The organism is Dyadobacter chenwenxiniae, from assembly GCF_022869785.1.
GTDB classification, from domain to species: domain Bacteria; phylum Bacteroidota; class Bacteroidia; order Cytophagales; family Spirosomataceae; genus Dyadobacter; species Dyadobacter chenwenxiniae.
Genome location: NZ_CP094997.1, coordinates 5,965,991 through 5,987,550 on the forward strand (window position 1 = coordinate 5,965,991; position 21,560 = coordinate 5,987,550).

The window sequence follows — 21,560 nt, forward strand, 5'->3', positions numbered from 1 at the left end:
ACTATGGCAAAGGATCTATCCATGCAATTTGAAAGACCTAGTGAGGACATCCAGGAAATTATCGGAATCATTCCGAACCGGATTATTCGCTGGGGAATTACGGTAGCATTATTTCTGCTGTTATGTGTTCTGCTTGTCTCTCATTACATCCGTTACCCGGATGTGATTTTGGCGGAGTCGGAGCTCATTGCGGATGAACAGCCCTATAAGGTGAGCTGGTACCAATCCGAGGATAATGTCGTCTATACCAAAAAGGTGAAGGAGAACCAGTTCATTAACAAGGGGGACACGCTGCTGATAGAAGAGAATTTGAGGTCGCACGAACATCATGTGACCGTCAGCCCGTTTTCCGGGCGGGTATTTGTTACGAAGGGCTATAAAGATAACTCTGAAAAGCAAACAATTTGGATTGCTCAACAAATTAACGGTTACAGTGTTATCTTGCTTCTGTCGATAAACCAGTCGGGGAAAGTGAAAGTTGGTCAGAGGGTTCAAATAAATCTGGACGAGTATCCACGCAGTGAATTTGGTTACCTGGAAGGGAAGATAATGAACATCGTTCCTGTAAAAATTGAAGGTTTTTATCGGGTATCTGTAGAGCTAAACCAGAGGCTTGTTACTAATATCAAATACGACATACCTGATCAACCGAGGTTTTCTGGGAAAGCGGAGATACTTACCAATAATAGAAGCGTATTGCAGAGAATATTCCACTCACAGACCAAGTAGAATTGTGATCTTTCAGTATACTCTGAGTGCTTTCGTATAGTGTATAGCGTTAGGACTTACCTGAATAAAAAATGAGCAAAGAAAAAAAAATTTCAGTTATTATTCCGGTTTACAACCAGGCTTTGTTTATAAGCCGGGCTATCAGAAGTGTTCAAAAGCAAACTTTTGGTAAATGGGAAATTATTGTTGTCAATGACGGTTCTTCGGACCAGGTAGAAGGTGTTGTGAACATGTTTCGACTGGAAGACGATAGGATTTCCTATCTTAAAAATGAGAGAAACGAAGGTTTGGGATATAGCTTGAACAAAGGTATCGAACACGCCAGGTACGATATGATCGCCTATTTGCCAGCTGACGATGTTTATTTTGAGGATCATCTGTATTACCTTGTGGAAGCATTGGATAAAAATCCTGATGCGATTCTTACCTACTCGGGTGTTAAATACAATTACCGGGATACGGGACACACAAGTCAAGGTAAGACATCCTTGGCAAAGGTGCCGGAACGTTCCCTGCAACTGGTTCAGGTAATGCACCGTAAAGTTGATATGAGATGGGTGGAGAGAGAGCAGTTGACGACGGCTGACCTGGACCAGATGTATTGGAACAAGCTTAATCCGCTCGGAGATTTCGTTGCTACGTTAAAAATTACTGCGGAATGGGTATCTCACCCACTCCAACGACACCAGTTTTTCAATGAGTTTGCGGGCGGAGGGATTTATCGTTATAAGGAATATTATAATGTAAAACATCGGATTCGTTTCGAGTCGCAAAGCGGAAGCTATATTGACGAATTCAAAGACTATAGTATACTGGAAGACAAAGTGGTAAATCTGGATGGTGAGCCACTGAAAATTTTGCTGGTAGGAGAACTCGCGTACAATGCGCAAAGAATATGTGCGCTCGAAAGAATGGGACATAAACTATACGGTTTGTGGATAGATAAGCCATTCTTTTATAATACAATAGGCCCGCTCCCATTCGGAAATGTCGAAGATATACCCAAGTCGAACTGGAAGGAGAAAGTGAAGGAAATTAAGCCGGATGTCATTTATGCTCTATTAAACTTCTCAGCAGTCCCGCTGGCGCATGAGGTACTGGTTGATAACCCCGGCATTCCTTTTGTCTGGCATTTCAAGGAAAGCCCGTTCTATTGTCGGCAGCAAGGTACCTGGAATCAGTTAGTTGAGCTCTATCAAAAATCTGACGGGCAAATTTACATTAATGAGGAGACCAGGTTATGGTTTGAGCAGTTCTTAATGTTTACCAACGAACCATTAGTACATATCCTGGACGGAGATTTGCCACCCAACTACTATTTTAAAGACCAAAGATCCGAATTGCTATCAGATTCGGTCGACGGGGTGCACACAGTGGTATCCGGACGACCATTTGGGCTTCAACCTGATGACATACAGGCCTTGGCTGCACAAGATATTCACCTTCACTTTTATGGAGATTATCATCACAGATCGTATAAAAACTGGCTGGATAAGTCCTTTGCATTAGCACCCGAGCACTTACACATCTACCGTAATTGTACGCCTGACGAATGGACAGCCGAATTCTCAAAGTATGATGCCGGCTGGCTGCATGTGTTTGAAAGTTCGAATTCGGGAGAATTGATGAAAGCTGAATGGCTGGACCTAAATTACCCAGCCAGGATGTCAACGCTGGCGGCTGCCGGCCTGCCGATGATTCAGCGTAACAATTTGAAACATACAGTTGCTTCTCAAACCATAACTAACAAATTGGGGGTTGGTATTTTCTACGAATCCTTTGAAGAACTGGGTGAACGTTTAAGGGATCAGGTTTACATGCGACGCATCAGAGAGAACTGTTGGGGTAGCAGGGCCCATTTTTCCTTCGAGCATCATGTTCATGGGCTGGTTAATTTTTTTAAACGGGTAATCAGAAGAAAGCATGCCAGCGACTCCCCTGAGCCATTTCGGAATACAGCGAAGTATCCGAATGAACAAAGTGTGCTGATTGCCCCTACGGCAGCATAGGATACGCCGGATTACAGAGCACAACTAAAATACTTGTCATTTTTAATCGATGTTGTAGACCTATGGGCATGCAAGGTATCTCCGTGATTCTTCCAGTTTATAATCAATCGGAATTTATTGGACGCGCAATCCAAAGTATGTATGCGCAGACTTTCAGGAAATGGGAAATCATTATTATCAACGATGGCTCTACCGATAATTTAGAAGAAGTTATCAAGCAATTAGCGGAAGACAGCAGGATAAGATATATCGAAAACGAAAGGAACAGGGGTTTAGGGTATTGTGCAAACAGGGGAATTGAGCTGTCTCAATACGAGTACATCGCCTATTTGCCTGCTGACGATATATATTTTAAACAGCACCTGAACGCTCTGTATGGAATCCTTCACGGAAATGAAGATGCTGTTATGGCTTACTCGGGGGTTAAGTACCACTATTATGACTCAAATCTTAGCAGCCAAGGAAAGACTGCGACAGGCAAAATCAAGGACATGCCAATCCAATTGGTCCAGGTTTTACATAAAAAGACGGCGGAGCGGTGGTTGGAACGGGAGGAACTGGTTACGGATGACCTGGGACGGATGTATTGGGATAAGTTAGAGCCGTATGGTAGTGTTATTTCAACCTCTGAAATTACTGCTGAGTGGGTGTCACAACCATTGCAACGGCACAAGATTATCAGTGAATTGAAGTGGGGTGGCGGAATCCACCGCTATAAACAGTATTATAACGTTAAACAACGCCTTCGCTTTCAATCGGCGACGGGGCATTATATCGACGAGTTTAATGATTACAAATCAATAAAATATAAAACTCGGGGGGCAGATAAATCCTCATTGAAAATACTGCTTGTCGGAGAGCTGGCCTACAATCCTGAACGCATATGTGCCTTGGAAGAGCGCGGGCACAAGTTATACGGATTATGGATGGAAAGACCCTATAATCTTAACACGGTGGGGCCTTTGCCATTCGGGAACGTCGAAGATATACCGCTGAGGAACTGGCAGGAAAGGGTAAAAGAAATCAAACCGGACATTATATACGCACTTCTTAATTTTGTTGCCGTTCCCCTTGCCCATGAAGTGCTGATGACGAATCGTGACATACCGTTCGTATGGCATTTTAAGGAAGGTCCGTTCTTTTGCAGGCAACAAGGTATGTGGCAAATGCTCATGGATCTCTTTCAGAAGTCGGACGGGCAGATTTACATAAACGATGAGAATAAAAAGTGGTTCGAGCAATTTCTCGTATGCGAGAGCCCTATACCACACGTGATCGATGGAGATCTGCCTTCCAGGTTTTACTTCAAGGATGAGACTTCGAGCCTGCTTTCCGACAGTGATAATGGACAGATACATACGGTAATCGCGGGACGTCCGTTTGGCATTCAGCCTCAGGATGTTTTTGGGCTGTCTCTACAAAATATTCACCTGCACATTTATGGTGATATCACTCATAATATCTACGATCGCTGGATAAAGCAGGCTATTAATCTGGCGCCGGATCATTTGCACCTTTATCATAACTGCCGTCCGGATGAATGGACTTCGGAATTTTCGAAATATGACGCGGGTTGGTTGCATGTGTTCGAAAGTTCAAACGAGGGAGAGCTTATGAAAATGGATTGGATGGATCTCAACTATCCAGCGCGTATGTCGACAATGGCTGCGGCCGGATTGCCGATGATTCAGCGAGATAACTGTCAGCATACAGTTGCATCACAAAATATAATGCGCAAATACGATATGGGGGTTTTTTTCTCGAATATAGATGAATTGGGAGAGCATTTGAGAAACAAACCTCGTATGAAGGAGCTCCGGGATAACTGTTGGAAAAACAGAATGCATTTTTGCTTCGATCACCACGTGGAGGATTTGATTAAATTTTTTCAAAAGGTAATACAAAAGAAAAACAGCAATAATTCAGTTTTGGTAGTCCAAGACGCAGTATCCATGAATACGTACAGTTTTTAAGCGATATTATTACTATCATATGAAATTTGGAAACGAAATAGTGCAAAGCCTGTGGATTGGCGACAGTTTATCAACTATGGAGCAGTTGTCGATCAATTCGTACTTGAAAAACGGCCATGAATTTCATTTATACAGCTACGACAAAATAAGAAATGTTCCCGAAGGTACTATTTTGAAGGACGCCAATTCAATATTGAGCAAAGACAGGATATTTAAAGATTCAAGAAATCTTTATGCGGCTTTTTCTGATTGGTTCAGATATAGGATGCTATATGAGAATGGTGGATGGTGGGTAGACCTTGATTCTGTTTGTGTACAATTTTTTGACGTAGAAGAGGATTATTGTTTTGCCACCGAGTATTTTTACAAAGACAGAAAAGTCCCAACACTGAACGTTTGTAATCTCAAAGTTCCCCAGGAAGCGGAAATAATCCAGGATTGTTTGATAGCAATCGAGGATCGAATTCTTAAATCAAAGGTTGTCCCCTGGGGGTCGTGCGGGCCTTTCTTATTCAGAGAGATTATCCGAAGCTATGATGCCAGCCCTTTTATAAAAGCTCCTCATGTTTTTTGCCCAATACCCTGGTTTAATTATTTAAATTTTATAAATGAAAGTGCCAATGAATTGGATCAGGAAACTCTGGCAATCCACCTATACAATGGCGCTTGGAGTTCTGAACGGGTAGATAAAGATGCATCGTATCGTGCTGATAGTCTGTTTGAAAGCTTAAAAGCGAAATACTTAAACCTAGATGTAATTGTCTAATTATAAGATATTAGAGAATTAGGTTTGTAGGTGCTCACTAAAATCAAAGTCGGAAGGCTGATTGGTCGAAAATAGGAGTGGGGTTGTCGAATAAATTACGAGAGTAAGCATGAACTTATTATATTTAATTAACAGCTAAACGTACCATTCTTATGAAAAAATCAATTGAATATTTCAAGGACCAGGAACTCGTCCATGGTATTGTTGACGATTTTGAAGTCATAGAGCCTTCTGATTTAGAAAATGTAAAAGGTGGCGATAAAGAATATAATGCACCCGTGTATGAAAAGCGAAATAAAAGCTTTTGGCACCAGGCCAGTGTAATACTTGATCAAATACGATAATGCTATTTATAGGAAGGAGAATACAATTTAAGTCTTCTATACCAAATTATAAAAATAGCTGGATCAAATTGAAAGGAATAGAAGTTATTGCTGCCAATCTTAGCTGGGTATACCAAAAATGTATATTCGCTACACCGGGGTTAATCAAAATACACTTGGATAACTGAATTGTGAATTTAGAAGGACTTGTTATCAAAGTTTCAAGCAGGTGCAATATTAATTGTAGCTATTGTTACATGTATAACCTTGGTGATCTGAGTTTTCAATTACAGCCAAAATTTCTAAGTAAACACCATGTCAATCTCTTAGCAAAAAGGATTAGAGACTACTGCTTGTCCGAAAACAAAAGGTATTTTGAAATTATTATTCATGGAGGAGAACCGCTCTTAATGCCGATTGGTGATTTTGAGTACTTTCTGGAAGAATTTAACACCATTCTGAGACCGGAAATTATTCCGGTCTTTTCGGTGCAAACGAACGGCCTTTTATTGAACGAGAGCTGGTTTCGTCTTTTTGAAAGAAATGATATGTCGCTATCAATTAGCATCGACGGTCCCGAGACCATAAACGACTTGCATCGTATTGATCACCGGGGCAGAAGCACTTACGACAGGACTCTAAGTGGAATACGATCGGCGATGGAATTTTTTGGATCACGAAGAGACATCGGTGTTTTAGCTGTTATGACACCAAAAAGTGATCCAATTGTGTTGTATCGGTTTTTTAAGGATGTGAAAGTCCGGAATCTTGATTTTTTATTTCCACATCACAATTATGACAATCTCCCCAAAAGGGAACACGCAGATAGCTATTCAGACTGGTGGATCGGGCTATTTACGGAGTGGTATTTTGATGAAGATTATGATAAGCCTAATATCCGTTTCTTAACTCAACTAATAGTTACAGTACTGGGATGTAATGTAGGGTTTGATATGTTGGGGAATCATACAAGCAATTATCTCATCATAGAAACGGACGGGAGTATTGAGACAGTGGATGGATTGAAATCTTGCGGAGATGGATTTACAAAGGAAGGAATTCATATTCAGACTCATCAACTGAAAGAAGCTATTCAGGCCCCACTGATTCGCTTGTATCATGAAAGCCATGTAAATCTTCCTGATGTATGTCAGAGATGTCCCATTAATGAGATATGCGGAGGTGGTTTTTTGGCTCATAGGTATGGGCAGGAAAAAGGATTCAATAATCCGACTGTGTATTGTCGCGATTTGGTGAAAATAATTGCACATGTTCAGAACGTCGTTATAGGTGGATTGTCAAAGAGTACCCGCCGTGCTGCGATGCTCGAGGCCATTGATGTACGGGAGGTTTTGGCAGACATTGGCCGGGATTGAAGTTCCCGTCTTGTGATCGCCTATATCGTAAATGGGTCCCTGTGACCTAGTTATGGGTTGAATTAAAAGAAAGTGTAAAAACCGCCACGCGTTTTGCACGGCAAAGTGGCCGAGTATATATCAGCTGTATTCGAATCTCAACGTCATCTTTCAAAATGTTATCAAAATTCTGCCATTAAAATACTGCAGATAAGCCTACAAAAGTTTTTGCCAAAAATTAATTTTTATAAAAAGTGCCATTCGAGCTTCCTAGCAGGGGCGACGGTACTCTATGTACAACATATATGAGTTGTCTTATGATAAACAGGGCGTGACTCATTTCCTCCGAATAAGCACTCTACTTCTACTCTAATTCTGATAATGTTTTTATGGAATTGAAAGAGCTAATTTTCAGAAATGCTTACTAACAAGGGTTGACGGCGAAATGGTTGTTATTCAATATACTATGTGAAAAGAGGCTTGTCAGCAGAAGGTTTGCAACAATTTGGACACGAATTTGCCGCTTTACATGGCAGTTAAAGGGCTAAAAAATTATAGAAAATACAACCTCGGACCTAATTAAAACTAGCAAAAACTCAGGGTTAGTCGAAAAAAATGTTCGACCTATGTTCGACCTAAAAAAAATGCAACTTACAATTTGACTTGTAAGTTGCTGATAATCAATGTCGGGATGACAAGATTCGAACTTGCGACCCCTAGCACCCCATGCTAGTGCGCTACCGGGCTGCGCTACATCCCGAAATAATTGCTGACTGAGTCAGCGCCCGAACTCATCGGGGTTGCAAATCTAGGAATTTTTGGAATACTGTCTATTTCATTTCGAAAAAAAATGAGACAGACAGTATTCCAAGCTGTTAAATAGTTTCGTTTTGCCAGTTGGGGTTCACAACTTCTTTCTTGCCTTTTCTGAACCACTTGTCGCGGACACGCTCGTTGACATAATACATGCATGGAACCATGATCAATGTAAGTAATGTCGAGAATGTAAGACCGAAAATGATGGTCCAGGCTAGAATGTTCCAGAAAATGGAGCTTGGTCCGCCGACGATCAGGTGTGGTTCCAGATTCCTGAAAAGACCTACGAAGTCAACCGTGATACCCAAAGCCAATGGCACAAGGCCCAACACAGCAGCCGAGGCTGTCAGCAATACGGGCGTTAACCTGATCGCTCCGCCTTCGATGATGGCTTCGCGCATCGGGTAGCCCCGCCCACGTAGCTCTTCGATAAACTCAATGAGCAGGATACCATTTTTCACCACAATCCCGGCCAGTGCAATGATACCGACGCCTGACATAATGATGGAAAAATCCTTATTGAAAATGATAAAGCCGAGCAATACACCAATCAACGATAACAGGATCGTAAAGAAAATAATGAATGGCTTTACAACCGAGTTGAACTGGGTTGCGAGGATCAAATAGATCAGTAAGATCGCTGCGCCAAATGCAGTTCCAAGGAACGCCATAGACTCATTCTGCTCTTCCTGCTCGCCGCCCATTTTGATAATATAACCATTTGGAACTTCCATATCCTGGATCAATGCCTGGATTTGCGCCACGATTTCGTTCGCATTATAGCCAGGCAAGACGTCCGAGCCTAATGTTACAATCCGGCTTTGGTCCTGGCGGTTGATCTGGCTGAAAGTCGTTGAATAATGAATGTTGGCAACGGAAGTGATCGGAACCTGGCGCAATGCACCACCCATATTCATGTCCCGGTAAACCACATTCAGGCTCAAAAGTTTTTCAATTTGCTCGCGGTCATCTTTTTCCAACCTTACCATGATCGGATATTCGTCCTTGTCATCCCTGAATTTGGAGACTTCCAGACCGAAAAGTGCGGTGCGGACGGCAAGCGCGATTTGCTGGGAACTAATGCCTTCGCGTTGTGCTTTTTCACGGTCAATGTCGATGACGATCTCAGGTTTGTTTGTTACCAGATCCGAGCGCAATTGATCAATTCCTTCTATGCCCGATTGCTGCACCTTTTGCAAAACGCTTTTTTCAAGTTTTTGAAGCACCTCAAAATCATCACCTGAAATCTCGATCGAGATCGGCTTTCCGGTGGGAGGTCCTACTGCCTCGCGTTCAACCGAAATTTCGGCTCCCGGAATGCCTTTCACGGCTTCACGGATTTTGCGAAGAATGGCTTCTGATGATCGTCCGCCGCGCTCGGTTCCGTATACAAATGCAACGGTTACTTTTGATTTATGCGGCGTTGCAGAACGGTCTGGGTTATAAGGGTCTCCCGCGTTTTTACCAACATTGGCAATTACGGAGTTCACCATATCCATCGCTTTTTCTTTTTCCAAAACATCAAAAACACGCTTCTCAATGATCTTGGTCACAGAATCTGTCACCCGCGCATCTGTTCCTATCGGCAATTTATTGTAAACATAAACGTAATCGGGATCACCACTTGGGAAGAAAAGAACTTTGGGTTGAACGATACCAGTCAGCACGAACGTAAATACCAGCAGACCGAACACGATCAGAATAGCGACAACAGGTCTCCAGCCTCTCAAAAGCCAGTCGATCAACTTGCGATAGCCATTTTTCAAAGAAGGCAACAAGCGGTCCTGGAATGGGACCAGAATTCTTGGTGTCAGGATATAATGGTTGAAAACCCAAAGAATGAGTATGAATACGAAGAAGTTACCAACCCCGCGGTCGATCAGATAACCAATCAATGCCGCTACGACCAGGATAATCAATGGCCTGCGAATGGCTTTGAAACTCGTGTCGTGGGCTTCTTTTTCATCGTCGTGACGACCCATGAATGACACCGCAAACACCGGGTTCATTACGTAGGCCACAAAAAGCGACGCGCCCAGGGTAATAATGAGCGTCAGCGGCATGAATTTCATGAATTCCCCGACTATTCCCGTCCAGAAAAGCAGTGGGAAAAATGGCGCAATGGTTGTTAATGTTCCGGAAAGCACGGGAATAAAAACTTCACCTGCGGCAGCTTTCACGGCTTGCTGAATCGTCCAGTCTTTATGGTTGTTGAATAGCCTGTGCGTGTTTTCAATTACCACAATCGCATCATCCACCACAAGCCCGATTCCGAGCAGGAATGCGAAAAGAACAATGGTGTTCAACGTAAATTCCGTTCCTACCAATGGCCCAATGACCGGCATCATTACGAACGCAACCAATGCGGAAAGCGGTACGGAAAGTCCGACAAAAATCGCATCACGAACGCCCATGAAGAACATAAGCACCATTACGACGAAGATAAAACCAAGCACAACGGTGTTGATAAGGTCATGCAAATCGGCCCTCGTTTGAATGGATTGATCGGCAGTGATCTTCACATCCAATCCCGGAGGAAAGCGGTTTTCTTTAAAGTCGGCGATTACGTTTTCAATCTTGTCTGCGGCTTCCACCAGGTTTTCACCGGAACGCTTGATGACGTTCAACGTGATTACTGTTTTGTTGGCCAAACGGGCAAAATCCTGTTGCTCCTCAAAGTTGTCAGACACTTCGGCTACATCGCCCAGGCGCACCGTTGCGCCTGTTGCAGTCCGGATTCGAATGTTTGCCATGTCGGCAACATTGGTATACTCACCCTTAACACGAAGCGTTCTGCGGACACCCTGTACATTAAGTTCACCACCCGAAACGTTGATGTTTTCACTCTGAATTGCACTTTGCACGTCGAAGAATGTCAGACCGGATGATTTCATGCGGTCCAGGTTTACATTGATCTGGATTTCGCGGTTCAATGCACCTAAAATATCCACACGCGTAATCTCAGGCAGCGCTTCGATTCCATCCTGCAAATCTTCGGCGTATTGCTTCAACTGTTTCAGTGAGAAGTTACCCGCAATGTTGACGTTCATGATCGGGAACTCCGAGAAGTTCACATCTTGTGCCGTCGGGCCTGAATCCAGGTTTTGCGGTAAGTCCGTTTTGGCTTTGTCAATCGCATCCCTGACTCGCTGGAGTGCAACTTCCACAGCCACGTCCGGCGTAAACTCAACCAGGATTACCGAAACGTCCTGCAATGCATTGGATTTAATTTTCTTAACCCCATTCAGCGATTTCAACTGCTTTTCAATGGGTTTGTTAATCGTGTTTTCGATATCCGCAGGCGCTGTCCCGAAGTAAATCGTGTTGATATAGATCTGCGGGATCTTGATATCCGGAAACTGCTCTTTGGGCAGGTTATTATAGACCATAAACCCGGCAAGCGTAATGATGAACGTAAAGATGTAAATCGTCGTCCGATTCTCTACGCACCAATTGGTGAAGCTTAGGGTTTTATATTCTTCGAATTTCATATAGCTAATGTTGAATTAGTGACCGGATCGCCGGTGCGATGACAGAATGAGTGCATGTGATTTCGCTCATCATTGCTTTCTTAAAAACTAATTGGTTGACCGTCGGAGACTTCCTGGTAACCCAATGTGATCAGCTGGTCGCCTGCGGTGAGGCCGGACAGGATTTCTACTTTTCCGTTGTAGCTCAAACCGGTTTTCACTTCTTTTGCCTTGGCCACTTTCTTATTGCCCTCGGTTACAGCCACATATACAACATTCCCTTTTTCCGTGCTCTGCACATAGTTCTGATCGATCGCCAAAGCATTTTTGCTGATCGCATCATTGATCTGCACCTGCGCCATCATGTTAGGCTTGATGTCTTTGCTCGTTGGAAGGTTGGCTTCAATTGTGAATGTCCGCGACAATGGGTCCACGGCAGTGCTTACGAAAGTGATTCTTGCTTTATATTCCTTTTTAAGATCAGGGAATTTCACAATCACTTCATCGCCTTTTTTCACGCTGGCTGCGTATGTGTCAGATACTTTTGCAATTACTTTCAGATTGCTCAGGTTTACAATCCGCACTACGCCAACGCCCGGGGAAGCTGTTTCTCCCACTTTTACATTGACCATATCAACCACACCGGCCATTGGCGATACAATGCTGGTTTGCGCCAGTTGACTGTTCAACGTGCTCATTCTTCTTTCCAGAGACTCCTTGTTGTTTTTGGCTTGCAGATATTGAATCTCGGTACCGATTTTCTGGTCCCAAAGATTTTTTTGCTTTTCATAAATCGTGTTGGCGAGCGACATTTGTGTTTTTAGCTCTTCTACGGATTCAGATAGAATGCTGTTGTCAATTTTCCCGATGATGCCTCCTGCCTTTACGTAATCACCTTCTTTTACATACATTGCGACAATGGCGCCGCCTGTTTTTGGCGTTACCAGCACATTATTTTTAGCATCCACCGTTCCCTGCAATTCCACGTAATGGCGGAATGTTTCAGCATTCAACGTATCAATGGTAACCGGTTTTACCTTCGCTTCTGCTGCCTTGTTGGGATCTAATTTGGTAATCTCAATTTCAAGCGCTTTGATTTTTTTCTCATTCTCTGCACGCTCTGCCTTAAGCTTGGCCAGTTCTTCTTTTTTACCGTCCAACCCTTCTTTCTTTTCTCCTCCGCCGCACGCTGTAAGCAGGACGGTCATGGCTGTAATAATTAAAATATTTCGTTTCATGATATAGGTAAGTAGCAGTTTCAAATTTTGTTTCGTGTTAATGTGTTGCTTATTTTTCAGTATAAAGTTCTCCTTTGGCTCTGCTCAGGTCAACTTTGGCGATCATCAGGTCGTAAAGTGCTGTAAAGTAGTTTGTCTGCGCTTCTTTCAGTGAAGATTCTGCATTGATCACCTCAATGTTGGAACCAACACCTTCTTTATACTTGATTTTTGAGACGCGAACGATTTCCTCAGCCAGCGTCAGGTTCCGCTTTTGCGTTTCCAGCGTTGCGAATGCATTTTTGATGCTGATACTCGCCTGGTTGTTTTCTAGATCAATCGACTGTTTCAGCAATGTCTGGTTGTTTTTCACCTTATCAATGGCAATCTTTTTCTGGTTAATCTGGTATTTTTTGGAAAAACCGTCGAAGATTGGGATGTTCAGGTTGATCGCCAGCACCATGTTGGGAAACCAGTTGTTGGTAAATAATTGCGAAAACTTATCCGCACCAGCATTGTATCCGTAGCCCAAAGAAGCCGATACACTGGGCAGGTAACCGCTTCTTACATTGCGCAGATCCAAGCCGGCCAGTTTTTCTTGTGTATTCAGTAATGAGTATTCAATGCGGTTTTCATAGCTGAGGTCGGAGTTTGCAGATTCTGCTCTCAGCGAATCCACATTCACTGCATTAATGTCGTCGGTCAGCTTAATAGGCTCATTAGCAGGCATTCCCATCTGAAATTTCAACAGTGCATAGCTAAGCTCAATGAGATTTTGCACCTTTTGACGTTCGGTTTGTAGGTTGTTGATCTGCACTTCAAGCCGGTTTACATCCAGAAGCTCCACGAAACCGCTGGCATTCATTGCCTTGGTCTCACGCATGAGCGAGTCCACCCGGGAAATGTTGAGATCAAGTAGTTTAGCCCGTTCTTCCGCCACTTGCGCAGAGTAATAAGCTTTTGTAACCGCCTCCGCTACGCACACTTTCGACGAAGTTGTGCTCTTCTGCGCCAGTTCACGATAAGTTGCGGCAGCTTTTAGTCCGATAAAATAAGAACCGTTGAAAATAAGCTGGTTTAAATTAGCGGATGCTGCGCCCTGCCACGGAATCCCGAATTCTAGCGCTGCCGGTGGTGCGTCCGGCGGTGTGTTGGGATCCAAACTGCCTCCGGGAAGGAAAAATCGCGGTATAATAATGTTATTGGTTACGGAAACAGTTGCGCTTACCTGCGGCAAACCAGCCGCTCTGATTTCACCAATCCGTGCTTCGGCAGATGTTGCATCCAGTTGTGCGTTTTTAATGTTCAAATTATGCTTGATAGCATAATCCACGGCTTGTTCGAGCGAAAAATTCCCGTCCTGGGCGTGAAGCGGGACAAAGCTGAGTAAGATCGCCAGCAGCATCAGGCTACGGCGTATTATTTGGTCATTTTTCATGGGTATTGATTTCAATTGCTGATCTGTCTTTTATGGTGTTGTAATATTCAAATCCTTTTTCTGATAAAATTCCCCTTAAAAAATGGAGCAGGAATTGCATCTGGGTATGCATCATGCTGAATTTTTTTTGTGGGAAGATAGTCGGGTCGAAAGCCATCACTATCTGTTCAATACGGAGTAGTGCGAGCACATCCACATCAATGTCCGGTCTGTAGAGACCCTGCTCAATGCCTATAATCAGGTTTTCCTGAATGCTTTTGAGTAAAAATTCATGTTTATAGGTCTCAAACTGCTCCCAGGCCGTCGGATAGTATTTTTTCAGGTCGTACAACAAAGCCGGATTCATGTCCGAAAGCGTGTTTTGCATTTGTGTCGATGAGTACATCATTTGCTCAATCGGGTTGGTTGCTTTCTCTTCCAACTTCTCCATTTCGCACTTTTGGTCCATAATTTGTTTCTGGATCACCAATGCCAAAATGGCCTCTTTGTCTGAATAGTGCTGGTAAATGGTCCGCTTCGAAATCCCCAGATCTTTGGCAATATCGTCCATGGTAACGCTCTTGATTCCATAGCGCCAGAAAAGATTTAAGGCTGATTTTATTATTCGCTCTTTCACGGAGCAAATTTGAAATATTCAAACGATATAAACTACGAAAACTTTCAAAATGTTTAAAGTTTTCTGACGATGGGTAAACGCTGACGCTCAGGTTCTAGCGTTGCTGTAAGACCGTGCTGTTCCACAGACTTACGGGCCGATTTTTTCTTGTTTGAGAGGGGAGTAATTTTACAAAATGCATAGTTGTTGGGTTGAGTTGATGAAAATCCGGAAAACTGATGCGCCAAAAGTAGGTCAGCACGGGCAAATGGAACAACCGAAAATTTATTAAACGGATTATTTGGGGTATGAACTTATTAAATCGGGAGATAAAATGCGTTGGTAAGGGAATGATTTAGATGTAATCGATGTTTGGAATTGACACATATTCTAACCAATTTTCCGGTTATTTGTCTTAGTTAATAACTTCCAATTCACTAATTGCTATCGCGACAAACAAATCAATGAAAAGCTACATTGACCTGATTCAGCAGACGTTCGAGTTTCCTACAATGGAGTTTAACGTCGATAATAATGAATTGCTGTTCAACAATGTACCACTGATGGATATCATCAAAGAACATGGTACGCCGTTAAAAATCAATTATCTGCCGAAAATAGGGGAGCATATCGAAAATGCGAATATGTTTTTTCGGAATGCATTCAAAAGACATAATTACAAAGGAAGCTACACTTATTGTTACTGCACAAAGTCTTCGCATTTCAGCTTTGTGCTGGAAGAGGCTTTGAAGCATAATATACATCTCGAAACTTCTTCGTCTTTTGATATTCCCATTATCCGCGAATTGTATCGCCGGGGCAAAGTAACCAAAAGCACTTATATTCTTGCCAATGGTTACAAACTGCCACGTTATACGCAGTATCTGAGTGAGTTGATCAACGAAGGTTTTAATGTTATCCCGATTTTGGATAACCTTAAAGAGATTGAATCATACGAACAGCAGGTTACGGCGGATACGGTCAATTTCGGGATGCGCATTGCAACGGATGAAGAGCCCAATTTTGCTTTTTATACGTCTCGTCTGGGAATCCGCTACAATGATGTTCAGCAGCTTTATAAGGAGAAGATCGAATCTAATCCGAAGTTTAAGCTGAAAATGCTCCATTTCTTTATTAATACGGGCATTAAAGACAGTGCATACTATTGGAGTGAGCTTACGAGGTTTATGTTCAAATACTGCGAAATGCAGAAAATTTGCCCTGAACTAGACTCGATCGACATTGGCGGCGGGTTACCGATCCAAACCTCATTGCAAGCCGGATATGATTACCAGCAAATGATCGACGAGATCATTGAGAACATCCAGTGGATCTGCAACAAGAATAATGTTCCTGTTCCGCACATTTTCACTGAGTTTGGAAGTTACACAGTAGGTGAAAGCGGTGCGGTAATATATGAAATCATTGATAAGAAGCTTCAAAATGACAAGGAGCTTTGGTATATGATTAATGGTTCTTTCATTACGCAGCTTCCTGATTCTTGGGGCATGAACCAGAAATACATCATGCTGCCGATCAATAACTGGGATAGTCCTTATCAAAAGGTCAATCTTGGTGGATTAACGTGTGATTCGCAGGATTTCTATAACAGTGAAATGCACAGCGCCGACTTGTATATGCCGATTTTCGAAGAAGATTCGGAGAAGCAGTACATTGGATTTTTCCACACGGGCGCTTACCAGGAATCTCTCGGAGGCTATGGCGGCATTCAACATTGCCTCATTCCGGCGCCCAAACACGTTTTGGTTGATAAGGACGAAGATGGCAAGATCGTCACACGCGTTTTCGCCGAAGAGCAAAACAGCGATTCAATGCTTAAAATATTAGGCTTTAAAGAGGAGTCGTTTGTTGTTCCGGAAAGGAATGTGGGAACGGAAATGCAGCCGATCGAGGAAGAGGAAGAATTGGTAGAAACAAAAATCTGACCTTCTATATAAAGTTCTTTGAATGAGTTCGTTATTAGTCAAACTAAAACGCTCATTCAAAGAATTATTTTTTATATTTTTGCGGTGACAAATTTTATACGAACAGGAAAATGAAAAAGACATTACTTCTCCTTACTATCTGCGGTTCGCTTGCATTTGCATCTTGCACCAAGCATGCTTGTCCCGCTTATGGTTCTACGCAAAAAGTAACGCAGCCGGCACCTGTTACACGCGTCAGCTGAAAAAGTTTAAATCTCGCCTTCAAGGATTATTTTAGCTGCCTCAAAAAAACTGACCGCAGCAAAATCGCCTGTTGAAGCTTCTGTTTCAGGAACAATCTGAATTGTTTTTACACCCGCATTTCTTCCAGCCTCCATATCCCTGTCCCGGTCCCCAATCATCCAGGACTGCTCCACATCTATATTATATTTTGCAATTGCCTTTTCCAGCATCAGCGAGCCAGGCTTTCTGGAAAGTGAAATGCCGGAAACATTAGGGTGATAAGGCGAGAAATAAAGGTCATCCAATGCGTTTCCAGATGCCTGTTGCATCGCTTCATGAATGGCATACACATTATCCGAAGTATAAAGCCCCTTCGCAATCCCAGCCTGATTTGTAATCACAATCAACAGATAACCAGCCTTTTTGAGAGCTTGAAGCGCTTCTACAACGCCTTCGGGAATAACCAGCTTTTGCAGCTCATACAAATAATCCGGGCAATCCTCATTCAGCACTCCGTCGCGGTCGAGGAAGATGCATTTAGTTTTAGATAACGGCATAAAATAAAAGGCTAGGAAGAAAATTCTTTAACGGATTCGATGAAACAGCGCACTTTATCAGGATCTGTATCCGGGTAAACTCCGTGGCCCAAATTGGCAATATAGCGCTGTGTACCAAATTGTTGCACCATATTTTTCACCTCTTTCCTGATTTGATCATACGAAGCGTATAGCACGCAAGGGTCAAGATTTCCTTGCAATGTTTTGTTAGGAATTAACTCGCGTGATTCCGCAATGTCCATGTTCCAATCTAAACCTACAACCGAGCAACTTAGCTCACTAATGGCTTTGCGTGCGAAGAATGCACCTTTGGCAAAAACGGTAACCGGCACTTCATCAACGGCGTCGCAAATCTGTTTAATGTATGGCAGAGAAAATGTGTTGTATTGTTCCGGCGAGAGAATTCCAGCCCAGGAATCGAAAATTTGAACAAGGTTTGCGCCCGCTGCAATCTGTGCTTTCAGGTAAGCTATAGTGCTGTCCGTTATTTTTTGAAGTAATAAATGCGAAAATTCCGGATCTGCGTAAAGATGCTTTTTGGCAACAGAGAATGTTTTCGAGCCTTTGCCCTCCGTCATATAACAGAAGATCGTAAAAGGCGCTCCGGCAAAACCGATCAGTGGCACACGTCCGGCTAAGCCTGTTTTGGTCAGTTTAATCGCATCTAGCACATATTTCAAATCCGTCTCTGGTTCGGCAATGTGCAGTTTGTCAAGATCTTGAATCGTATGAACTGTTGCAGGAAAAATCGGCCCGCTTTTCTCTACCATTTCATAAGGCAATCCCATAGCCTCAGGAATTACCAGAATGTCGGAAAATATAATGGCCGCATCAACGCCCAATAAATCAACGGGTTGCAGTGTAACCTCAGCCGCCATTTCAGGCGTTGTCGCCAGCTTTATAAAACTTCCGGCCTTTTCACGAACGGCCCTGTATTCAGCTAAAATCCGGCCAGCCTGCCGCATCATCCAAACGGGAGTACGTTCTGTTTTCTCCCCACGCGCTGCCCGGAGCAAAAGATCATTTTTCAATTCCATGCGGCAAAGTTAGGGAGAAAGCGGCAGATCAAAACCTAAAATTCACCCCAACCAGAAAATTCCTGCCGGCTTGTGGGAAGTAGAAATTCTCCTGCGTTAACGCGCCGCCAGCGAAATATCCGTATGTGTAACCATTGGATTCGTATTTTTCTTCAAGCACATTATTAACTAGCAAATTGAAAGAAATCTCTCTCGCCCAGTTCGGCCGGATCGTCCAGGAGAGGCGAACGTCATTGGTGAAATAAGCATCCAGTTTTCGGGTTTCGGATGATGTGTTGTCCAGATATTGCTTTCCCACATATTTACTTAGCAGCGCTATTTCGAGATCTTTTCTCAAAATATAAGTCAACTGGCTTCCAGCGATGGCATTAGGCGAGAAAGAAATGTCCGATTTTCCGTGGTTGATCGTGTTGTAATCGCCCGTGTCGTAATTGATGACATATTCAGTGAAGTCTTTGATCTTGTTTTGGCTGAATGTTGCATTCACATTCCATTTCAAAGCTTTGCTCAATGCAATGGCGCCTTCCAACTCAATTCCCGTGCGGTAACTTTTCGGAACATTGACGCGAATTGAATTTCCAACATCATTGATCTGGCCGGTCAAAACGAGTTGGTTTTTATAAGCCATCAAATAATAGTTCGCCGAGAAAGCCCAGATGCCGCGCTGCGTTTTGAAGCCCGCTTCCACATTCTGCAACTGCTCGCTTTTGGGAAACAAACCTGCCGTTGACGAAGTAAAATCATCCCGGTTAGGCTCGCGGTTTCCGACACTATAAGACGCATAAACAGAACTTTGATCTGCTAATTGATAGGTAAGTCCTGCTTTTGGATTAAAGAACGAGTAAGACTCATCGAATGCGAGCGCAATCTGATCATTGTCAGTGCCTTGAATGTTATGGTTTACGGTTCTGAACTGCAAATCTGCAAATGCATTCAATTTTGGCGTCAGCTGATAATAGAGCTTTCCGTAAATGTTGAAATCCTTCTTAACGCCTTTGCTGTAATAATATTGATGATCGTTTTCAACGTTTCCGGCGTTCCGTGCCCAGATGATGCGTCCGTAATGGTCGCCGTCATAATGGTTATAGCCACCGCCGAAGCTGGCAGTCAGCTTTTTGAAAGAATTGTATTCCAATGAAAAAGTGGAGCCGTAAAAGTAATTATCCAGCCAGCGGCGACGGATCAGATCCGTGCTGGTAAGCGTATCCTGGCCGATTACGACATTGGGTAAATTATAATTGCTGTATTCATCACCTACTCGCGATTGCTCATAATAACCCAGTCCGCGTACAAGAAATGCATTGAGATTAAAGATCCATTTATCGCTCAGATTATGCGAGGAAACAATCTGATAATGATCCTGACGGTAATTGTCCACCTCGTTTTTGTAAGTGTAGGAATTGTAAGTCCGGTTATCCGATTCCAGCAGGTTTTGCGCATCTTTTTCGCTCAAACCATTCCGATCAATGTAACTCAAAATCCCTTCGCGATCACCGCGTAACTTGGCTTCCGGCACGCCGTTCCAGGATTGGTAAGTCCGCTCGTTTCCGGAAAACACATTCACCCGCACAAAGCTCTTTTTACCAAAAAATCCACCCGACAAATAATAAGAATGCAATTCCGAAGAAGCCCGGTCCACATAACCATCCGACGAAACACGCGACAGCCTTGCGTCAAACGTAAATTTATCCTTAATCAGCCCGGAACCGACTTTTAATGTGTTTTTGAACGTGTTGAAAGACCCGTAAGAATTGTTCAATTCGGCGTAAGCTTCCTGCCGGAAAGCATTGGTGTTAATGTTCACCGTTGCCCCAAAAGCGCCTGACCCATTTGTTGAAGTGCCTACGCCGCGTTGAATCTGAATGCTACTAACCGAAGAAGCGAAATCCGGCATATTCACCCAAAAAACGCCCTGACTTTCCGCATCGTTATACGGAATGCCGTTCACTGTCACATTGATGCGCGTTGCATCCGAGCCGCGTATACGAATGCCCGAGTAACCCACACCCGCGCCTGCATCACTCGTGCTCACGAGCGAAGGCGTGAAGTTGAGCAGAACGGGTAAATCTTGTCCAAGGTTTTGTTTGTCAATGGCTTCCGCTGTGACCGTGCTGTATGCCATAGCGGATTTGTCATTGGCGCGGGTTGCATTAATGATGACTTCATCGGCTTGGAAAGTGCTCTTGTTAAGCTTGATTTCCAGTTGGCTTTCAGAAGAAATGGGCAGTTTCAAGGTTTGATAGCCAATGTAGGAGACTTCCAATGTGGAAATATTCTCAGAAATGTTGCGCAGATTGAAATTCCCCGCGCCATCGGTTTGCGTGCCGCGGATATCGCTGGCTTTAATGGTCGCTCCGGGCAATGCTTTTCCATCTTCCGCGTCCGTAACACGGCCGGAAATGGATCGTTGTGCAAACGCAGAACTGAATGGTAATGTGCTGATTATGAATATAAACAGATAGGTAGTAACGTTTCGCATTGCGATTTTTTGGTTACAACAGGCAGGGGCCACCTATCAAATGGTTGCTTTTTCTCTCCCTACGCCGGCATTACCCGGATCAGGTCATATGGGTTTGATCTCAGCCCGTTCGGTAGGGCACCCCTTGAGATTATGCTGCAAAGCTACGCCGGATCAGCGGATGATTCAAGCTTTGTTAAATTATTGTTGTCTTTCTAACCACTTTTCCGGACTCTGACTTGTATGGAAATGCTTATTAAAGACTCTTTTCAATTTCATCCATAGCTGTGTCAAAGTCAATCGCTTCCTCAGGATTTTTCTTGAAGCTTACTAACCTGTCTGAAACAATATCTTTATGCCATTGCAGAACGTTGTCTGTTTCCTCATGTTCAATGTCGGCATTCAATGCGTTCCATTCTGTAATCGGAATGTAAACACCTATTGTAACACCTTGGCTGTCTGAAATATATTGGAGTTTCATAAGCTTTGCTTTATTTGTAAGAATCATCTTTTGTCCAAAGTAATGACTCCGGTCTTTTACAAACATAAACATTTAAAAGTGAAGGGGCGATTGGCTCAATCTCTGAAACTTCACCTTCTTTTCCTTATTTTTACATAACATACAAAACCAACCTGACTACATTAAATT

The 21,560-nt window shown here is 43.3% G+C and carries 16 protein-coding genes, 1 tRNA gene and 1 riboswitch; of the genes, 8 read left to right on the plus strand and 9 right to left on the minus strand.

Annotated elements, in window-relative coordinates:
* Positions 1–3: 3 nt before the first annotated feature.
* From MUK70_RS25575 to MUK70_RS25600, 6 genes are all read left to right on the plus strand, one after another.
* Positions 4–729 carry an HlyD family secretion protein gene (locus MUK70_RS25575; protein WP_234657335.1) on the plus strand — a complete coding sequence of 242 codons (726 nt, stop codon included), beginning with the start codon at positions 4–6 and terminating at the stop codon, positions 727–729.
* A 71-nt stretch (positions 730–800) separates the two neighbouring features.
* Entirely contained in the window at positions 801–2,738 is a 1,938-nt protein-coding gene (locus MUK70_RS25580) for a glycosyltransferase family 2 protein (protein WP_234657334.1), read from the plus strand.
* Between the two features lie 68 nt (positions 2,739–2,806).
* Positions 2,807–4,711, plus strand: a complete 1,905-nt coding sequence (locus MUK70_RS25585) for a glycosyltransferase family 2 protein (protein ID WP_234657333.1) — start codon at positions 2,807–2,809, stop codon at positions 4,709–4,711.
* Positions 4,712–4,730: 19 nt separating this feature from the next.
* Complete coding sequence (locus tag MUK70_RS25590) at positions 4,731–5,477, plus strand: glycosyltransferase (RefSeq protein ID WP_234657331.1); 747 nt, start codon at positions 4,731–4,733, stop codon at positions 5,475–5,477.
* Positions 5,478–5,629: 152 nt separating this feature from the next.
* The gene (locus MUK70_RS25595; protein ID WP_234657329.1) at positions 5,630–5,821 is read left to right on the plus strand and encodes a hypothetical protein; all 192 of its coding nucleotides are present in this window, start codon (positions 5,630–5,632) and stop codon (positions 5,819–5,821) included.
* A 170-nt stretch (positions 5,822–5,991) separates the two neighbouring features.
* On the plus strand, positions 5,992–7,176 hold the full coding sequence (locus tag MUK70_RS25600) for a radical SAM protein (protein WP_256464058.1): 1,185 nt from the start codon (positions 5,992–5,994) through the stop codon (positions 7,174–7,176).
* 665 nt (positions 7,177–7,841) lie between these two features.
* Here the strand turns inward: MUK70_RS25600 and MUK70_RS25605 are convergent.
* The 5 genes from MUK70_RS25605 to MUK70_RS25625 form a co-directional block, all read right to left on the minus strand.
* Positions 7,842–7,915, minus strand: a tRNA-Pro gene (locus MUK70_RS25605).
* A 115-nt stretch (positions 7,916–8,030) separates the two neighbouring features.
* Positions 8,031–11,462, minus strand: a complete 3,432-nt coding sequence (locus MUK70_RS25610; protein ID WP_234657326.1) for an efflux RND transporter permease subunit — start codon at positions 11,460–11,462, stop codon at positions 8,031–8,033.
* Positions 11,463–11,542: 80 nt separating this feature from the next.
* Positions 11,543–12,679, minus strand: coding sequence for an efflux RND transporter periplasmic adaptor subunit (locus MUK70_RS25615; RefSeq protein WP_234657325.1), 1,137 nt, complete (start codon positions 12,677–12,679; stop codon positions 11,543–11,545).
* A 49-nt stretch (positions 12,680–12,728) separates the two neighbouring features.
* Positions 12,729–14,096, minus strand: coding sequence for a TolC family protein (locus MUK70_RS25620; RefSeq protein ID WP_234657324.1), 1,368 nt, complete (start codon positions 14,094–14,096; stop codon positions 12,729–12,731).
* Positions 14,086–14,712, minus strand: coding sequence for a TetR/AcrR family transcriptional regulator (locus tag MUK70_RS25625; RefSeq protein ID WP_234605516.1), 627 nt, complete (start codon positions 14,710–14,712; stop codon positions 14,086–14,088). The genes MUK70_RS25620 and MUK70_RS25625 overlap by 11 nt, the downstream gene beginning before the upstream one ends.
* Positions 14,713–15,155: 443 nt before the next feature.
* Between MUK70_RS25625 and MUK70_RS25630 the strand changes: the two genes are divergently transcribed.
* Complete coding sequence (locus MUK70_RS25630) at positions 15,156–16,637, plus strand: type III PLP-dependent enzyme domain-containing protein (protein WP_234605515.1); 1,482 nt, start codon at positions 15,156–15,158, stop codon at positions 16,635–16,637.
* Positions 16,638–16,747: 110 nt separating this feature from the next.
* Positions 16,748–16,879 (plus strand): hypothetical protein, encoded by a 132-nt coding sequence (locus MUK70_RS30885; protein ID WP_255713504.1) that lies wholly within the window; start codon positions 16,748–16,750, stop codon positions 16,877–16,879.
* A 6-nt stretch (positions 16,880–16,885) separates the two neighbouring features.
* On the opposite strand, the gene MUK70_RS25635 is transcribed toward MUK70_RS30885, so the two are convergent.
* The 4 genes from MUK70_RS25635 to MUK70_RS25650 form a co-directional block, all read right to left on the minus strand.
* Positions 16,886–17,416: a D-glycero-alpha-D-manno-heptose-1,7-bisphosphate 7-phosphatase gene (locus MUK70_RS25635; RefSeq protein ID WP_234657323.1), complete on the minus strand. Its 531-nt coding sequence runs from the start codon at positions 17,414–17,416 to the stop codon at positions 16,886–16,888.
* Positions 17,417–17,427: 11 nt separating this feature from the next.
* The gene (hemE, locus tag MUK70_RS25640; RefSeq protein ID WP_234605512.1) at positions 17,428–18,453 is read right to left on the minus strand and encodes a uroporphyrinogen decarboxylase; all 1,026 of its coding nucleotides are present in this window, start codon (positions 18,451–18,453) and stop codon (positions 17,428–17,430) included.
* A 28-nt stretch (positions 18,454–18,481) separates the two neighbouring features.
* A complete protein-coding gene (locus tag MUK70_RS25645) occupies positions 18,482–20,932 on the minus strand; it encodes a TonB-dependent receptor (RefSeq protein ID WP_234657322.1) in 2,451 nt (816 codons plus the stop codon).
* A 38-nt stretch (positions 20,933–20,970) separates the two neighbouring features.
* Positions 20,971–21,067, minus strand: a riboswitch (TPP riboswitch).
* Positions 21,068–21,167: 100 nt separating this feature from the next.
* The gene (locus tag MUK70_RS25650; RefSeq protein WP_234657321.1) at positions 21,168–21,392 is read right to left on the minus strand and encodes a hypothetical protein; all 225 of its coding nucleotides are present in this window, start codon (positions 21,390–21,392) and stop codon (positions 21,168–21,170) included.
* Between the last annotated feature and the right edge of the window lie 168 nt (positions 21,393–21,560).